Genomic DNA, 16,303 nt, shown 5'->3' with positions numbered 1-16,303 from the left:
TTCCTCCACCCCAGCCCAAGGGTAAAACCCTAGGAGGGGTCTGCTAAATTGCAGGAAAAAGCAGGAGATGCGATGACCAGGGACCTAAAGCATCGCGCCGCGTTCGAAGCCGCAGGCGAGACCTATGTTCGCGTTTTGGCCCAGCGTGATGATGAGGTTGGGCGCGAGGCGACTGCCTGGCTCGGGGAACAGCAGACCAGGAGAGAAGAGGTTTTAGCAACAGTACGCGACATCCGCGAAGAGAAAACACTGGATCTCGCTCGTGAAGCCAACGTCATTGCCGAGAGGTCAATGAAGGAGGCCAGAATTTCCCGACGGGTTTCGATTGTCTCGGTGATCGTCGCTGCCATAGCCGTTTTGGCGAGTTGGTTCGCACCCTCGCGCAAGTAGCTGTATTCCGCGGGCAACGTGATCCTCCAGTCGCTCCAAGCGCTGGATCTGCGCTTCAATTTGGCGCTTCTCAAAATCCTGTCTCCAACGCTCGTGCTGGCGACGGATCTCCTTGACCGCTGCATTGCAATGCCAGATTTCCCATATGACCGCAGCCAACCCGACGGCAAGCACCACGGGGATCGCGAGCATCAAGATGAGCGTGTTTTGCATCCCCCCACTGTGTCCCCGCAGAGCCACAGGGACAAACCCTAGCGGGGGCCAAGTTTTGATACAGTCAAGAAAGGAGGAGACTATGACTGTATGTGTAGCCGTAATTAGCAGCGACGGATCTGCCGCTATCGGCGCGTCAGACCGGATGGTTTCAACAGCAGATAACCAAACCAAACGCCTGAAGGTGCATCACCTCACTGCTCAAGTGGTTGCAATGATTGCCGGCGACGTGGAGTTACATACTGAGTTGCTGATCGAAACTCGGGCGATGATCTCCGACGCGAAAGACATGCCCGAATTGCTTACAGTAAAGAATATTGCAGATTCGTATGCACTGGCATTTTTGGAGGCAAAGAAGAGGCGAGCAGAACGAAGGTTTCTTGCTCCTCTCGGATTAACCGCTGAATCCTTTGCGAGCAATCAACGCAAAATGGAAGACAAGATCGCTGCCGAGATTACACGCGAGATCATTAACTTTCAGATGCCGCACTGCTCAGCAATATTCATGGGCATCGATGCGAGCCAAGGTTATCAGAGAGCACATATCTATACCGTCGAAAACGGACATCTGGCCTGCCACGATGAGACTGGCTTCGTGGCCATTGGGGTTGGGATGTATCAGGCGACATCAAGCTTGATGTTCGGTGGGCACCACGCAGAAATGCATTTAGACCCCGCTGTTTATCTAACTCTGGCAGCAAAGAAACGCGCAGAAGTTACGCCCGGCGTTGGTAAAGAGACTGATATGGTCGTTGTCACCGTCGCTGATGGGGGTTACATCCTATTCAGGGAAGACGTTGTGGACCAGCTTGAGAAAATATATGAAAGGGCCGAGCGAGAGCATGGCCGCATAAACCACATTGCCACTACCGAATGCCATGAACTTTTTGAACCATTCCGAACCGCTCCTTCCATCGAGTCGGTTACTAGCCAAAAGGTCGAGCTTTCTGGCACAGCCCCTGCCGCAAACGAATCAGCAGCCGCCCGAGTTGGAGAGTCGGGATCCCCGACTTCAGCTCCCGGTGTTCAACAAGATGCAGGAAGAGATAGCCAGAAGGAAGCGATTAAAGGCTCATAGATAGGCAATCATGCGCCTCGCCGCCCTCTTCCTCCTCGCCGCCGGCCCGGCCTGGTCAGCCAACTACGCCACGTGTGTACTGGACAAGGCTCCAGGGGCAGCGAACGACGTGGCGGCCAGCGCAATCCATGAGGTGTGCCTGTCGGAGAACCCTGGAGGTCTTGCCGCAGTGGCCCAGGGTTCAGGCCGGGGAATGTTCGCGCCAAAGTCTGGGGCAGCCTGCGTAGCCGACAAGACGCGGGACACGCGGAGCATTCGGGCGGCTCAGCTAGTTTCAGCGGCTTGTCGGAAGCTGTATGACGAAGACGGCCCTTGGCGGCAGTACCAAGGGCGTTAGCGTTAGACCTTTTCCCAACTCGTCGGGCTTGCGGGATCGCCACCTTTGAAACGGTAGCCGCGTTCGACGGCGCCAACAGAAGGACCTTGCCCGCCCCCTGCCCCAGCGGCACTTGTTCCACCTGCCCTGTAATACTGTTCGACCGCAAGGCAATCGGCTGCGTAGTAGAGCCATCCAGGTTCTTTGTCGCTGGCGAGAACTGCAACTTCCAGGGAGATTCTGGCGTCTTGCCCTGAATGGCCATGAGCGCCTGCTGCGCCTGCTGCCGCTGCTGTGGTGTGGCGTTCGGATCCAGCAGTGTTGCGCGCAGCTGTTCAAGCTGGCCGGCCGCCCGGTTCGAATAGCCTTGCGCCTCTCCGGCTTGATCCACTTTCTGCTGCTCGAGCATGGCTTGCACCAAGGAGCGCCGATCCAGGCCCTGCTCACGCATTCCAGCCTGAGCCAGATCGCTGTCCGACCGCATGCCTTGGACGGCCAGATTGTTGGCGTTTTTCGCCGCGTCCTGTCGGTCCTTGTAGAAGTTGTCAAGCCTCTTATCAGCTTCGGAAACGCCGGGTTGCCCGCCACGCCGCCCGGGAGTTCCGGCGCGCTCGTTCGCCGCCCGCAAACTACCCGCTGAGACCAATGCATTTCGCTCAGCCAGATAGTTCGGATCACGGAGCCCATATCCATCTCCGCCGAGAACTGCCATGGTTCCCTCGGGAATCAGTCCTGCCGCCTGCACCAGGGAGTTGCCACCAGAGGGGGTCGGGCTCGCGGGAGCGCTGCTGTTCATGCGGCTGATCAGGGAGTCGGCTCGGTCGATATTCGCGGCACTGGGATGGCCCAAATTCGGACTCATGCCCATGCCTGCCGGGTTGTCACTGTACTGGCCTCGGCCGTGCTGGTAGACGCCGGGCATGACCTGATTCAGCGCGGCCGAAGCGCCAACGCCTGGAGTGGTCTGTGTGCCGCCAGCAAGACGCTGATCGGTCGGGTTCGCGGCACCGGCTACCGCTGGCGGGCTGGCAGGCGAGGATGACGCCGGGCTCGACGCTGACATCAGGGCCGCCGCCCCGCCAGCGACGGGCGCATACGGTGCCGCGGTCTGGGCCAACCGCCCAACCAGAGTAGCGGCAGGAGCCGATGCGCCCAGCGCACTGCCGGCGGCGCTCGCTACTCGACCCATCGCACCGGGGATGGAGGCGGCGCCCGGAAGCGCGCTGAGCGCATTCGTGGCGTTGCGCCCGAACTCGGTATTGAGCGGGTTGTTCTGCGAGCCGTCCGCTGCCGGGGCCTTCGGGTAGCCATCGGCTGGGATCTGGTTGATCCGCTGTTGCCGCTGCATTTCTTCAATCATCGTGGCCATGGTCGTTCCTCGGTTGTTCAGGCGATCGGGCCGGGGCCCGTGGCCGACGGTGCCCGCACCCATTCCTCATTCCGGCCGCTGACCTTGCGGCCAAACTCGGCTTCGAACTTGGCCAGGTGCACAGCCGCCTTGGTGTCGTTGTACAGATCAGTGTCCTCGCGGCTGTAGGCCCGGTAGAGCATCCAGGCCACCAGTGCAGGGTGCAACTCGCGGCGGATCTCGGGTGTTTCACTCTTCGACGCCAGTCGCTTTTTGGGCAGCCGCTGCACTGTCAGCCGGATCGTCCCCGGCTGCATGGGCTTGGGCCAAAGGAACAACTCGCCGGTGGTCATACCGGTCACCAGTCGCTGAGGCTGCATTGCGCCGGCATTGAACTGCCAACCCGGCACCGTGCAATCCATCAACTCGGCGTCAACCACGTCAACGTCGGCGGTCCCTATATGGGAGCGAAGGACGCGGATGATGGCGGCGTCAAGGCGGACAGATTCATCGCTCGCAGCGAACGAAACGGAGCACATCGGGGAAGTGCTGTCGCGCAGAAGCTGGCCGCGGCGGCAGGCTTCGTCCTGGGCTTCATTCGCATAGATCGTCAGCAACTCGTCCGAACAGAATCGCCCTTCCGCGTCATCTACGGCGTCGGCCCGGTACAGCGCGATCATTTCCCCGAGCGTCATGTCACACCGCCGCGAGGATCGAGCGAAGCCAGGCGGCGCCCTTGGGGTTGTCGTCCCGGTTCACCTGGAACGGGTAACGCAGCGAGCGGTGAGGCTTCACGTGGTTCATGGCCTCACCCAGACGCTCGTCGAGATTCTGGGTGTAGCCGGTTTCCTTGGCGCGTGCGAGTCGCTCGACATATTTGCGCTTGACCACGATCGCCGTGTCACGCTTGAACATTTGGGTCACTCCGTTCACGGAGACCGGGATATATTCAGCCTCATTGTCACGACCGCTGGACAGTACAGTGACCATCACGGGCTCGTTCATAAAGGCTTCGAGTTCCGCGTCTTTCATGGTCACTGGGGAATCGATGATCTCCTGCGAGATATCGGGCACGATGCCAAATTCCATGACGTTTGTGGCGCCCAGGTACTCATTTGTGGAATCAACTGCGACTTGTTTGGTGGCCATTTCTCTACTTCTCCAAAGGTGGGCCCCGGCCGAAGCCGGGGCAGAGGGTGGATATCAGCCTTGGGCTTCGTAGACGATGGTCTTGGACGCAGCGATGACAGCCAAGGTGGCGTTCTGCAGGATGCGGAAGCCCTGACGATCCACCGTGATGCCGCCGTTGCCGCCAGTCACTTCCAACGTGCGCGTACCGGCTGCAACGGTCTTCAGGCAGGAGTTCGCATCCATGCCATCGAACCACTCGGCTTCAATGCGGTCTGTGACGTTCACGATGCGCACGTAACGCGGCGTGAAACCACAGGCCACTCGGAGCGAGTCGGTAGCGGTAAGGGCAGTCGCGTCGAGCACGATCTTGCCGCGAGCGACAGCAGGGGAATCCTGCTTGTCGGAGGTAGTGCGGATCTGGCCCGCTGTGTTATCGGCCACGATAGTTCTCCTTGACTTTCAGCCTTAGCTAGTGGTGTTGAGGGTGATCGCCGTGGCCGTGGTGTCGGTGGCGATGGTTGCGTTCGCGTTGTAGTCGGTGCGCAACTGGTTGAATTGCGTAGCGATGCTCTGCAGGTCAGCGAACATGGACAGCAGCAGTGCACGGAGTTGGCGCTCATCAGCGCCGCTCAGGTTGGCGGCATTGATGCGCCGGCTGATGGATTCGGGCATGTCGTTCTCCTGTAGCGAAGGGGCCGAGGCCCCTCCTCAGTGGTTACGCGAGGCTGGAAACCCCAGCTTCGGCCACCGCCATCCAGCCCTCATTGAGGGTGGTGCAGGCCATGTAGAACTTGGCGCCCACGTAGCCACGCTGGCCCAGCGGGTCGCTCTTGTCCTTCTGGCCGGGCGGGATGTAGGTCGGGTCGATGGCATCCAGACCGCGCAGCGCCAATTGGCCCCAAGCGTCTTCACCGGTGACGATGAAGGGATACACGTCGACGTTCGCGCCACCCGTGCTATACAGGCCAGTGCTACCAACCGCCGCACCTTCGTTGGCGTAGGGCGTCAGGTCGGGCGAGAGGATGAATCGGTAGTTTTCCACCGAACCCACCTCGTAGGGGCTCACCGTTTTGCGAGTACCGTACTCGGCCACAGTCGTGAACCCAGGCAGATCACGGATGTCGGATTCAGTGTCTGTGTGGGCAAACACCAGATACGACGCTTCCACAGGACGAGTGGAGATCTTGGGACCCGCCTCCAGAATGCCCGTGATCCGCTGCGCGTGGTTGGCCTGCAAGTTGCGGCTGATCTTGCGCAGCAGGTTCAGCGTGATCTTCGAGTTCACGCTGGGACGGGTCGATCCGCCGCCGGCGTAGTACGCGTTAATGCCACCCTTCAGCGCGCCGTAGCGGATCTGCTCGCGGATACGCGCAATACGCTCACCGACGTGCTTTTTCATCTCGGCCGGGACATCGTCCTCGTAGGTGTCGGCTGTCACATCAGTCAGCCCGTAAAGGCAGCCGTATTGCGACAAGGTCACCGTGATGTCCTGTGGAGTCAGCGAGTCGGCCGAGGGCGTCACGCCTTCCGTGAGCACGTGAGCGGCCGCGCTGACCACAGGACGGTTGATCGTGTTCTGATCAGTCGCAGTGGCGCCGTAGGGCAGATAGCGGCGATGCACGATCGTCATACCGCTGTTTTTGGGCATCGCGCGTTGCTGGCCAGTGATGCCGAGAACCTCCACGGGCATGGCGTGCTTCAGGATGTCGCCCTTCAGCTTGCCAATTCGCGCGGCGGGGTTGGTGCTAACAAATCCAGTCATGTCAATCTCCTGGCCGCTTAACCTTTGAGCGCGGCCTCAAATGCTTGTTGTTCCGTCAACGCGGTTTGCGGACGTGGTGCGTTGCCGTTGGGCGTGACGGCGTTCTTGAGCTTTTGCTGCCCCTTGGCCGCCTTGTCGGCAGCGGCGGTGCGTGCGGTCGCCCATTGGTCGTATTGCCCAATCACGGCAGACAGGCCATCAACGGTGGTAGCCGCCTGGTAGTCCTGCTGCACCTTTTCGTCCTGCGATGCAAGCCAGAGGACGAATTCCTCGCCTTGCACCTTCTCGCGCCAGCCTTTGTGTATGCGGTCCATCACAGCCAACTCCATCGCCACCGGGTCCAACTCGGCCGGCTCCGGTGCACTTCCCGTGGCCACGGGTTGCTGCACTTCAGCGGGCGGGGCTGCCTGCGGTTGCGGTGCTGGTGTGATACCAAGCCCACGGACGTACTTCGCCACATCGGGATAGTCCTGCTCAAACTGACGCATCTCCGGAGAAAGCTCGGGCGCCGGGGCTGGCGTCGGAGCAGGTGCCGGGGCGGCGGGCGTTTGCAGGCGGCCGTTGAGCTCGCCGATCTTCCCGTTCGCCTTGCGCAGTTGACTTTCAAGACTCTCCACTTTCGCGGCTTGAGCAAACAGGCGCTTGACCTCGCTGCGCTTGAAGCCGTCGAACACCTCCGGGTCTTCCTCCGGCGCCGGGGCGGGGGCATTGGCTGCCTCACCGTCCGGTGCCGCTGGAGCGGCGGCGGGTTCTTCGGCTGCAGGCGCTGCGGCTTCTGCTGGTGCGGGCGCGGGTACCGGAGCCTCGGCTACCGGCTCTGCCGGTGCGGGGGCTGGTGCCGCGGCGCCTGCGGATTCAGCGAAGCTGCTTTCAAACGCGGCCTGTTCCTGTTGCTGTGCGTCCATGTGTCATGCACTCCTGTCTTAAAAAGCTGAAGGTCAGTAACTACCAACGTCAGCCGATTGCGCCGGGGCTGGCTGAGCCAGCGCCAGCAACTCTTTCCAGGCCGCGATGCGCCCGCGCAGCTCGGCGGTGCGGATCGCGTCCAGCGTGAACCCGTCGTTCTTCTCGCGCAGCGTGGCTATCTGCTGATCGGCATGCGCCTTGAGCGCGCGCCAGGTTGGCGAGGTGAGATCGAGTCCCTTGTGTTGCATGTCCCGCAGTGTTCACTCTGGCGCCGCCTCCGTCGAACCCTATGCGGGGGGCAGCGGTCCACCGTCTGCCTCGGGTGTTTCAATGCCATGCCGTACCCCCACTTCCGGGCTTTCCGGGTTGGCGGGGGTGAGCGGGTTGGTGTTCTGGACCGGAGGAACTGGCTCGAGGCTTGCCGGAGCCAGGGGCACGATGGGCGCCGCGTTCTGGTCTACAAACCCGACCGACTTGGCCAGATCGTCGGCCAGCGGAGCGACGGCAGGATTCATGGAGATAGCCTGACCAGTCTGCACACCGCTGTAAAGCGTATCCATTCCAGTGTTGGTGGCATCGGCATCCGCTTTGCGCGCCTGTGATTCGAGTAGCTTGACCTTGGCCTGTACCGTCGGGTCTTGCCCCTGCTGTGCACGGAGCGCCTTCTGCTGCTCGTCCAGTTGGAAGTTCTTTGGGTCCAGGCGCTGGCCCTTGCACAACTCCGCGAAGAGTTTGGCGGGGTCGATCTCGTAGGCAGGATCTCGGGCAAGTCCAACCATCTGCAGGAGGAACTGCTGCTGGGCGTCACGCTCGACCAGTGCCGACGATGCCCGCACCTCGATTTCGAAGTCGCCCTTGATGGTTTCGTCATCCGAGTAGTTCATCATCCAGTCGAAGTACCGCTGGATGTGGGGGCGCGTCATGTAGTCGTCAAACCGCTTGGCCAGCCGGCGCAGCACGCTGGTGGAGTTATTGTTCTGCATCTGCATGCCGCCAAGCGTATTGGGCGCATCGCCTCTGATTCCCTGCAGCATGGCAGGCATGCCCGTGGTGTCCTCGGCCATCTGCATGGCGAAGTTGATGATGGCCATCAATTCGGCCTGCACGCTCGGGACCACGAAGGCAGCGAATGCCTTGCGCACGTCGTCGGCAGAGGCTGTAGTGTCTAGACGCCAGCCCTTCCCTGGCCGCAGGGTGAATTCGCCGTCGATCGGGGTAACGCCGTTCCCGATGATCCACTGGGGCGCGGCAGAGAGGCCCGAGTTGTCCATCAGTGCGCGGGCGCTCCCATTGAGCATGCGCTGGACGGTGCGGATCTGTCTGGAAACGCCCATCCCCCAAGGCATGCCCGGCCGACGCTGCCACGCTAGAACGTCATAGGGAAATTCACCATTCTCGATCGGGCTCTCGACCGTCTTCACCAAGCGGTCATTGATCATCACCGCCATGGTCGGAACTCGATCTTCGGCGCCCTCATCCAGTTCGATACCGAGATGAAGCAACGTTTCCCGGGCGCAGTGCCCGTAGAAGATCCACATTACGAACTCGTCCTTGGAAGGTCGATACACCGCCTCCGTGCCATCGTTGGTGCGGGATGGCCCTTCGTTCAAGGCTGCCATCAACTCTGCGGTCTCGTAGCTGGGATCAGCCAGCATCTCCTTAATCTGACGGCGCCCAATGTATTCCCGCTCGAAGGTAAAGCTGCCGTTGTGGATGTTCTCGCCGCAATCAGGGTCTGGGAAGAAATTCCACGAATCGATTCGCTTGGACCCGGGCTTGATTTCCTCGGCTTTGGCGTACTCAGTCAGTTGGGTGATCGGATTCTTCGTGGTCATGCGCACGGTGCGCGAGATCGGGAAAGGTCCCTTGAGCACGCCAGAGCCAATTCGGGCAGCGTCTTCGATTACCTGGCGAACTTCCCCGTGCCAGTTCGATTCGACCAGCGGATCCTCAATGGCGCGCTGCATGCGCTCCGCGGCGTCCTTAGCCTTCGCTTGCCTCGCTTCGATCTGCGCTTGAACCTGCACAGGGTCAGACACGCCAATGGCTTCCCCCAGCTTGGTGAGTTGCATCTGGCTCAGGCGGGGCAGCGGTGTCGGCTTGATCTCCCAGGATCGGTCATCGGTGGGCAGAAGCATGTCCGCTACCCGAGCGCTGGCCGCGTCTGTATAGGGGCGTGTGATGTTCAGGAAGATGACGGAGCGGGTCGGTGCGGCCGTGGGGCGGCCGCTGATCATCGCGGTCTTACGGCTCCGATATAGTTGATTGGCGTTCTGGAAGGCACGGTTGGCATCGTCAATGCCCTGGTAGTGCTCTTCGTCCTCCGTCCACTCCTCCTCGATGCCGGAGTTGGCGCGCCCGTTGACCGCGTCCTTGCGCTTGTCCAGCAGTGTGATGACGAACTCGCCGCGAAGGTCACGCGGCTGTTCGTCGGCCTGGGGCTGCTCGCCCCCTTTAGTCTCGGTGGCTTGCATGTCAGTACCCTATTTCTCGGTCTAGCGGCGTCCAGCCGCCTGTCATCGGTCGTGCAGGTGCCGGCCGAGTAATGGCCTTGCGCTTCATCATGATGGCGTACCGCGTGGCGCTCATCAGATCGTCTTGGAGCTTCACAACCTTCCCGTCCTTGCGGTGGTACAGGCGGAACTCGCCGAACCAGTCTTCAAGGTGGCTGAACACCTTTAGGCGCCCGGTCTGCATGCGCTCCAGCATGTCCATCAGGCCGGCTTCGACACCATTGGTGCCATCCTCGAAAGTGGCGCGGTCCTTGAGCATCAGGAGGCCGGCTGCCGCATATTGGCGGGCAAGCTGCTCACCGCTGCCCTTGTCGTGCTGCAGGCCGTCATGTGGCCACGCGGTAGGCACCCAAGTGCCCCAAGCCTTGACCGCTGCCGCGTGGATGATCGGCGCGGCTTCGGCCTGGCGATGCGCCTGGATCACGTAAATGCAATCGTTGTCACGATCCCACGCCAGTTGCACCGCCGCGGTGGGGTGATCCCAACCGAAGTCCAGGCCGTTGATCCTGACCCAGTGCGGCGGAATCGGGAAGGCCGGAACCTTGATACTCTCCTCCGGCACCGGGAAGATGCGTCCGCTGCCCAGCGTCGGAATCCCCTTGGAACGCGCGTCCCGCTCGTGGGCAGGATAGCTGGCCACGATGGAGGCCTTCTGCTCCTCGGTGTAATGATCCACGTCCCAGATGGTCATGCTGATGACCTTGCGCGCCTTGGCGCCGGGATCGTTGGCGTCCGGCATCAGGAACCGCATCACGACCTTGGACATACCCAGCAGGGGCGTGAACGTGGTTTGCGCAAACTGGCCGCGCTGTCCGTTGTTGGTCCGAGTCAAACCTTCCGAGTAGATGTCTTCCGGAGGCTCTTCATCGAACCAAACGCCATCCACCGTGGGGCCCTGCCACTTCTCGCGGCCCTTTTCGTAGGACTTGAAGGCGATGATGGATTCACCGGCCTGAACGTCGCCGCCGCCGCCCCAGCGGACCACAGCGCCGTCAAGCAAGTTTGGCACGCCCATGGATCGCGTGGTCCCGATGATGGCATCACGTGGGATCATCCCAGTTCCCCAAGCTTCGGGTGTGGCGGGCGGGCCGATCAGCATCCGCTGCGGGTTGTCCCGCGTGGCTTCGTTGGTCACGGAGCCCGCCCAGAAGAGGACCGGCTTGTTGAAGGTGGCGCCGTCCCAGTCATCCGGATATCGCCCGGTCAAGTGCATGGCCCATTCCGCACCACCGGCCTTCGTTTTCCCAAGCTGGTTTCCAGCCATGAAAAGCCGTTCGCTGAACGTCGCCCCGGCCCGGTGGAACTCCCGCTGCTTGGCATATGGGCTGTATTGGTCCAACTGGCGGAATGCCAGTTCCCGCTCGACCATTGCCAGCATCGCGGCCTGCTTTTCCACCGTGGCCGTCATGCAACCGCCTTCAGCGCCGCGCGCATGGCCAGAAGTTCAGCCGTGGTGATTTGCTCCATCCCCTTGGCTGGCGGCTCAGGCATCTCATCCCGGATGCCGTAGGCCTGACGATCCAGCGCCACCAAATTCCGCAAGCCATCGCCTAGATCCTTCATAGTCTTGGCTCGGCCTGGCAGGCTGATGATCTTCTGGTAGATCTCGTTGAGCTTGTCCTGGTCTTTGTCGCCAGGCTTGCGCATCAGCTCGCCCAATTCCTGCAGCAATGCGACGTTCTCGGGCCCAGCCTGGAGTTCCATCTCCGACAGCAGCGCCATTGTGACAACCCGAGCGCGGTGAATATCTTCCCGGTGCGCCAGCCGAATGCCCGCCTGCGTCTGCGCTACAGCCTCAACCGTCTGCTGCTCGTTAACAGGACTGGCTTTGTAAACCGGAGCGTTAACCGAAGCCTTGTTAACTAGTTCGTCCGCCTTGGCCTGGATCTTGACGGAGAGGTCGCGCACCCATCCGAGCTTCTTTGCGCGCTTGGCGATATTGACGTGGCTGGTGCCGGAGCCGTCGGCGATCTCGCGCAGGCTCTTGATACCGGCGCGGTAATCGAGCTCGATGCGCTCCCAGTCTACGGACGGCTTTGACTCGGGTGTATTGGACATTGCCCGGGATGATTCCGGGCGCGGGCGGTTTACGCCAACCCTACAGGGGGTGGGTTGTTAACCCTCACTCACCCAGCAAATCACCTTGCCCCGCCGCCTGAGCCTTGCGCTGGCGTTCCACATACGCGCGCAGCCCAGGGAACTCCAACAAGGCCTTATATTCGCGCTCCAAGTCGCTCAAGCGGTCCGCCAGTGCTCGGTTGCGCACCGTGGCTTCCGTCAACATGGCCGCCATATCGTGTTGGCTCTGCAGCTGGGAGAACTGCATGGCGTTGCCCACCACGGCCAAGCCCAGCTTTCGGACTTCGGGCGGCCACATGCGCAGTTCGCCGTCGCCGCATTCGATGATGGTCATTCCGTCCGGCAGGTGGGTGACGGACACGGGCCGGGGTTCGGGCATGGGGTCAACCAGCTCGTACACGCCGTCGATCACCCTGCGCATCCTGCCTTCTTCGATCAGGCGGGTGACGTGATCATCGATCAGGGTGTACTTCAGGCCGGTGATTTCCTGGAGCCGGTTTCTGCTGATCGCCTGGTTGGCTTCTCTCATGCCCACCATCGTGTCCCAGATGATCTGGCCGGTGGCCTTTGGGGGGGTCATCGTGCTCATGGTCTGCCTCCTTTCAATGATTGCAGCCGTTTGAACTCCCTCTTCACGTCTTCGTGTGCCGTTCTCCAGTCGTCACCAAAGAGCGTTTGCAAAGCAGCTTTGTAGACCGGCGTAACGACCCCGGCTCGACGGGTGGCAAAGAATGTCGGGCCACCAGCAAATGCCCTTATCTGGCAGCCGCGGCAGTTGCTATGGAACAGGCCGGGCCGGGGGTCCGTCTGGGCTTTCTCACAGGCGGGACAGGTCATCCAGCAGCCCTCCGGATCTTGGACATTTGCTCGATGGACCACCGAGCCGCGCGCTCGGCGATGCCGTGGCGATCAAGGCCGACAAGTTCATCCATCACGGCGGCCGCGTCTTGGGCAATCCGGATCTCGGGGCCGCTGAGCCCTACCCGGCCGGTGCGGCGCAGGCGGGCGCAAATCTCCTCGTAGCTTTCCAACTGAGCGGCCAGTGCGTGCATGGCTTCGTCGGTGAACTCCATGCCGTCTTCGGCCAGCATGCGCATCATCTGGGTGTAGGTGAAGCCGGTTTCCATCCAGTCCCACAAATCCCCGCTGGTGGCTTTTCCTGTGGTCAGGCGGTCCAGGAGATCGTTATGAATGATTCGGGCATCCAGGACTTGGCCGGCGGAAAGCTTCGGCCGCCAAAACTTGGGCAGCACCTGGGGCCCGGGCCGGTTGTGATGGCGGCGCTGCCTCATGCCGCCCTCCACGCAAGCCCTTGACGCACTCGGTTGATCTGGGTGACGCTCACGCCGAATCGCTCCGCGAACACTCTGGCCGGTTCGCGTGAGGTCCGGATTTCGCTGACTTTCCCCATGTCCAGCCTCACATGGTCTTTCGCGATCCCGTATTTGCTCGCGAACCTGCATACAGCGCCTACCGAACGGCCAAGTGTCGCGGCTACTTTCTCCCCGCCTTGAGACGGGTAGTGCTCGCGAACGTAGGCCAGTTCTTTCGTGGTCCAAGGCTTGCGCAATTCCGGCGCGGGGGATTCTTCCAAAGTTCTCATTTCAGTCGATATCGGTAACAGGGGTGGCGTTTAGGCGATCGAGCGCCCACTGGGCGGCTTTGCGATCACGAGCCTGGGCGGCTGGGTTGCTGGCGATTTCCCGCCAATGAAGTACTTGACGGAGGTGGGCGGCCATGAAGACGGCTTCTTTTTGCTTTCGTGGCGCACCGAGTCGATCCAACCAGTTATGGCAGGCGGCACAACCCCAAACGCTGTATTGGTCATCTGCCTTCCTGGTGCCGGCCTTGCCGTGGACACTGAAATTGCTGTGACAGGCGACCACGGTTTCGCAACCGGCGCAGAACACGCTGGGCACCTGCAAGAGGCAGGGCATACCCTTGGCCATGGCCAGGAGATGCGGGTTGCGGTGGGCTTCCGGCTTCGGCACCGGCCGCGCCAGGGTGAAATTTCCAGATTTCGAAATTTCGCAACTTTTGGCGTATTCGACGGCGCGCGCGGCACGCTCGGTCAGGCGCTGCTCGCGATCTGGGCGGGCCGGCGCCTTGGGGCGGGACCGGAGAGGCTGGCGGCGCATCATTTCGGACTCCGAGCACGAATGCTCCGGGCGGCCTGCATGCACTCGTGAGAACGCAAATAGGCACTGCCGCCGTTGTCGAGCGCGTGGGCGTAGTGGTCGCAAATGCCTGCACACGCTTCGCGCTCCACGCGTTCCCCGTCTCGCTGTCCAGCGGTATAGGCGCGGTGCAGCGCTGCAACGACCCTGGGAATGTCAGCCAACGCAATCGACGAAAGGCCGAGTTCTGCACACAGTTCGGAAGCTGTACGCATCATCACAGCACGCCCTCCCCGTGGCACTCAGGGCACATCCGCTGCCCGTCGCCGTGCATGCAGTAGTCCTGTCCCTGGCAGAGGTCATCGCAGCAGAAAACTTCGATACCCTCGCCGCCGCACTTCCAGCAGGTATAGAGCCCTTCGTACCCGTCGTCGTAGTCGTCGTCATACTCGGGCTCTTCCTGAACCACTGGGTACGGATACGCGGGATAGCCTATCTCAAGGTGCCAGCGGGCTCGGGCTTCGAGATCGGAAAGCGGGGGAATCATTGCTGCTCTCCTTGTTCAGGGCTGGCCAACACGCTCTCCAGCATGGCCGCGCGGGCATGGCTGCTCAGGTGCGGCCAGAGCTTCCGCTGGGTGGCTGGCTGGTGCAGGAAGGCCAGCATGGCTTCGTGCACCTCGCGCATTTCGTCGTCACTGCAGGCCTCGTAGGCGGTCGATCGCGGCACCGGCACAATGCTTCCCCTGGCGCCGGGCTTCCACTCGACCCATCCGGCACCCGTCTTGAGCCAGTCGCGCAGCGCGCCCAAGGTGGCGAAGCGCTCCTGGTGGTCGAATAGGCGCTGCTCGAGCGCCATGTGGCGGCGGTGGAACTTGCCCGACCGATCCGTCAGGGTCATCAGTTCGAACACCTCGCCCGGCTCGGCGCGCAGCAGGCGGTTCACGAAACGGCGCCACCTGGTGTTGTGCACGCTGTCCAGACCGCCTACGGCATCGAGGAGCACGTGCCGAACGGTGGCGCGCTGCGCTTCTGGCATGTTGGCCAAGCTGGCGCGCTTGGTGATCAGGATGGGGCTGGGCTTGGTCATGGCAGCACCTTCGCAATCCGGAAAAGCACGCCGCCCAGAGAAAAGCGCTCGCCCACCCGCACCAGCATGGGCGGCACGTGGCGCTCATCCACTGTGAAGGTCTGGGGGCGCCAGTTACCGCGGCCTACGGGGCGCAGAATCAGCGTCACACCAACTCCAATACGGCTTGAGGCGGCACCGAGCGCACCTGGGGGCGGGCTGGCGCAATCCGAACAACGATCTTTCCGCCCTCGACAGGCTCTCCGCGCATGGCGGTGCTTGACCAAACCCAGCCGTCATCCACGATGACGATGCCCTTGAGCGCATCCAACGTCACCTTCTGTGCGTTGTCCAGGTCGATGCACTGGACCGTGTCTTCCCAGCCTTCCGGGTCGCGCTTCAGCCGCCGCTGCCAGTCCTGCGGACGGTGAGGATGGAGGCGGTAGGAGACGGCCACGCGGCCAGGAATGGGCGATCGAACCCCGGCCGCGCGCGCCAGCCAGCCCACGGTTTCTTTGAACTCCTTGGCTTCCCGGCTGACGTAGGTCAGCGCCATCATCCGGCCTGTTGCCTTGGCCTTGATGATCCGCGTCTCCCAGTACCGGTTGGCACTGGGCGGGTATGGCAGGCTGAGCTCGATCATGTTCAGCGTGCGTCCGATTCCAGGGTCTCGGTCTGGCCCTGCTCGTCCGAGGACTCGCCCGCGCCGGCCAGGAACAGGTCTTCGGCAGTCTGGCCAGCACCCCCTTCGTCTTCGTCCTCATCCTCGCCCATGTAGAGCGGATTTTTCGGCTTCTCTTCCGGCTCCGGATCGGCTGTCACCACGGGGGGGATGAGCCGAATGGCGATCAGATCTTGCTCCAGCAGCGCCAGCTTCCCACAGGTCTCCTGATCCAGGCGGTCGCCGGAGTATTGAACCTGCCAACTCAGGTGAACGGTGCCACCCTCTTTCGTCTCGATTGCCCGCTTCACGACCTTGCAGCAGTCGAAGACCATGTTGCTGCGGTCATCGCCCAGCCCGTAGTCGATGAACAGCTCGTAGCCGGCCAGCTTGTTCTTCTTGTCATCCAGGCTGAACTTGCCCCCGTTCAAGCGTGGAAAGCGCAGGTTCGGCAGCGTCTCGGGCAAATCCACGATAGTCACCTGGCCGCGGCTGGCGTCGATGTTGAAATACAGCGCCTCGCGCAGACCGGGTTGGATGATGTCCAGCAAGGTGTTTGGGACGTCGACGCCCATCGTCAAATCGACGGCCTGCACGTGCTCATCACCGTGGATCTCCTTGCGGAAATTGACACTGGTGAGTTTCACGTCGGTGACTTCACGGAAAGCAAACTCGGATTTAGTAGGGGTCATGGGAAGGTCCTTTCGGGGTGGTGGTGGAG

23 protein-coding genes are annotated in these 16,303 nt (G+C 61.8%); 2 read left to right on the top strand and 21 right to left on the bottom strand.

Features of this window, described 5'->3' with window-relative positions; translation table 11 throughout:
- Nucleotides 1-48 precede the first annotated feature (48 nt).
- Together WJU18_RS10240 and WJU18_RS10235 are read left to right on the top strand one after the other, a co-directional pair.
- The gene (locus tag WJU18_RS10240; protein WP_423459975.1) at nt 49-390 is read left to right on the top strand and encodes a hypothetical protein; all 342 of its coding nucleotides are present in this window, start codon (nt 49-51) and stop codon (nt 388-390) included.
- A gap of 295 nt (nt 391-685) precedes the next feature.
- Nucleotides 686-1,681, top strand: coding sequence for a hypothetical protein (locus tag WJU18_RS10235; RefSeq protein WP_423459974.1), 996 nt, complete (start codon nt 686-688; stop codon nt 1,679-1,681).
- Nucleotides 1,682-1,689: 8 nt separating this feature from the next.
- Here WJU18_RS10235 and WJU18_RS10230 read toward each other — a convergent pair whose 3' ends face one another.
- The 21 genes from WJU18_RS10230 to WJU18_RS10130 all read right to left on the bottom strand — a co-directional run bounded on the left by WJU18_RS10230 (nt 1,690) and on the right by WJU18_RS10130 (nt 16,274).
- The gene (locus WJU18_RS10230) at nt 1,690-3,366 is read right to left on the bottom strand and encodes a hypothetical protein (RefSeq protein ID WP_423459973.1); all 1,677 of its coding nucleotides are present in this window, start codon (nt 3,364-3,366) and stop codon (nt 1,690-1,692) included.
- 17 nt (nt 3,367-3,383) lie between these two features.
- Nucleotides 3,384-4,040: a DUF6682 family protein gene (locus WJU18_RS10225; protein ID WP_423459972.1), complete on the bottom strand. Its 657-nt coding sequence runs from the start codon at nt 4,038-4,040 to the stop codon at nt 3,384-3,386.
- Nucleotide 4,041: 1 nt separating this feature from the next.
- A complete protein-coding gene (locus tag WJU18_RS10220; RefSeq protein WP_423459971.1) occupies nt 4,042-4,494 on the bottom strand; it encodes a hypothetical protein in 453 nt (150 codons plus the stop codon).
- Nucleotides 4,495-4,548: 54 nt separating this feature from the next.
- Nucleotides 4,549-4,917, bottom strand: coding sequence for a hypothetical protein (locus tag WJU18_RS10215; RefSeq protein ID WP_423459970.1), 369 nt, complete (start codon nt 4,915-4,917; stop codon nt 4,549-4,551).
- Between the two features lie 24 nt (nt 4,918-4,941).
- Nucleotides 4,942-5,148 carry a hypothetical protein gene (locus tag WJU18_RS10210; protein ID WP_423459969.1) on the bottom strand — a complete coding sequence of 69 codons (207 nt, stop codon included), beginning with the start codon at nt 5,146-5,148 and terminating at the stop codon, nt 4,942-4,944.
- A 43-nt stretch (nt 5,149-5,191) separates the two neighbouring features.
- A complete protein-coding gene (locus WJU18_RS10205; RefSeq protein WP_423459968.1) occupies nt 5,192-6,238 on the bottom strand; it encodes a N4-gp56 family major capsid protein in 1,047 nt (348 codons plus the stop codon).
- Between the two features lie 17 nt (nt 6,239-6,255).
- Entirely contained in the window at nt 6,256-7,143 is an 888-nt protein-coding gene (locus tag WJU18_RS10200; RefSeq protein ID WP_423459967.1) for a hypothetical protein, read from the bottom strand.
- A gap of 33 nt (nt 7,144-7,176) precedes the next feature.
- Nucleotides 7,177-7,392, bottom strand: a complete 216-nt coding sequence (locus WJU18_RS10195) for a hypothetical protein (protein WP_423459966.1) — start codon at nt 7,390-7,392, stop codon at nt 7,177-7,179.
- Between the two features lie 39 nt (nt 7,393-7,431).
- On the bottom strand, nt 7,432-9,618 hold the full coding sequence (locus WJU18_RS10190; RefSeq protein ID WP_423459965.1) for a portal protein: 2,187 nt from the start codon (nt 9,616-9,618) through the stop codon (nt 7,432-7,434).
- A gap of 1 nt (nt 9,619) precedes the next feature.
- Complete coding sequence (locus tag WJU18_RS10185) at nt 9,620-11,065, bottom strand: terminase large subunit domain-containing protein (protein WP_423459964.1); 1,446 nt, start codon at nt 11,063-11,065, stop codon at nt 9,620-9,622.
- Nucleotides 11,062-11,715 carry a hypothetical protein gene (locus WJU18_RS10180; protein ID WP_423459963.1) on the bottom strand — a complete coding sequence of 218 codons (654 nt, stop codon included), beginning with the start codon at nt 11,713-11,715 and terminating at the stop codon, nt 11,062-11,064. The genes WJU18_RS10185 and WJU18_RS10180 overlap by 4 nt, the downstream gene beginning before the upstream one ends.
- A 64-nt stretch (nt 11,716-11,779) precedes the next feature.
- Nucleotides 11,780-12,325 (bottom strand): hypothetical protein, encoded by a 546-nt coding sequence (locus tag WJU18_RS10175; RefSeq protein WP_423459962.1) that lies wholly within the window; start codon nt 12,323-12,325, stop codon nt 11,780-11,782.
- 244 nt (nt 12,326-12,569) lie between these two features.
- A complete protein-coding gene (locus WJU18_RS10170) occupies nt 12,570-13,028 on the bottom strand; it encodes a hypothetical protein (protein WP_423459961.1) in 459 nt (152 codons plus the stop codon).
- Nucleotides 13,025-13,339: a hypothetical protein gene (locus tag WJU18_RS10165; RefSeq protein ID WP_423459960.1), complete on the bottom strand. Its 315-nt coding sequence runs from the start codon at nt 13,337-13,339 to the stop codon at nt 13,025-13,027. The genes WJU18_RS10170 and WJU18_RS10165 overlap by 4 nt, the downstream gene beginning before the upstream one ends.
- 1 nt (nt 13,340) lies before the next feature.
- A complete protein-coding gene (locus tag WJU18_RS10160; RefSeq protein ID WP_423459959.1) occupies nt 13,341-13,877 on the bottom strand; it encodes a nuclease domain-containing protein in 537 nt (178 codons plus the stop codon).
- Complete coding sequence (locus tag WJU18_RS10155) at nt 13,874-14,131, bottom strand: hypothetical protein (protein WP_423459958.1); 258 nt, start codon at nt 14,129-14,131, stop codon at nt 13,874-13,876. The genes WJU18_RS10160 and WJU18_RS10155 overlap by 4 nt, the downstream gene beginning before the upstream one ends.
- The gene (locus WJU18_RS10150; protein WP_423459957.1) at nt 14,131-14,400 is read right to left on the bottom strand and encodes a hypothetical protein; all 270 of its coding nucleotides are present in this window, start codon (nt 14,398-14,400) and stop codon (nt 14,131-14,133) included. Before WJU18_RS10150 ends, WJU18_RS10155 begins: the two co-directional genes overlap by 1 nt.
- Nucleotides 14,397-14,942 (bottom strand): hypothetical protein, encoded by a 546-nt coding sequence (locus WJU18_RS10145; protein WP_423459956.1) that lies wholly within the window; start codon nt 14,940-14,942, stop codon nt 14,397-14,399. The genes WJU18_RS10150 and WJU18_RS10145 overlap by 4 nt, the downstream gene beginning before the upstream one ends.
- Nucleotides 14,939-15,091, bottom strand: a complete 153-nt coding sequence (locus tag WJU18_RS10140; protein WP_423459955.1) for a hypothetical protein — start codon at nt 15,089-15,091, stop codon at nt 14,939-14,941. The genes WJU18_RS10145 and WJU18_RS10140 overlap by 4 nt, the downstream gene beginning before the upstream one ends.
- Complete coding sequence (locus WJU18_RS10135; RefSeq protein ID WP_423459954.1) at nt 15,088-15,564, bottom strand: RusA family crossover junction endodeoxyribonuclease; 477 nt, start codon at nt 15,562-15,564, stop codon at nt 15,088-15,090. The genes WJU18_RS10140 and WJU18_RS10135 overlap by 4 nt, the downstream gene beginning before the upstream one ends.
- Before the next feature lie 2 nt (nt 15,565-15,566).
- A complete protein-coding gene (locus tag WJU18_RS10130) occupies nt 15,567-16,274 on the bottom strand; it encodes a hypothetical protein (RefSeq protein WP_423459953.1) in 708 nt (235 codons plus the stop codon).
- Nucleotides 16,275-16,303: the final 29 nt, after the last annotated feature.

This window comes from Ottowia sp. VDI28 (genome assembly GCF_049532675.1).
In the GTDB taxonomy this organism is placed as follows: Bacteria; Pseudomonadota; Gammaproteobacteria; order Burkholderiales; family Burkholderiaceae_C; genus Ottowia.
The sequence above is the reverse complement of the archived record's forward strand: the minus strand, read 5'-3'. Positions and strand labels throughout refer to the sequence as shown.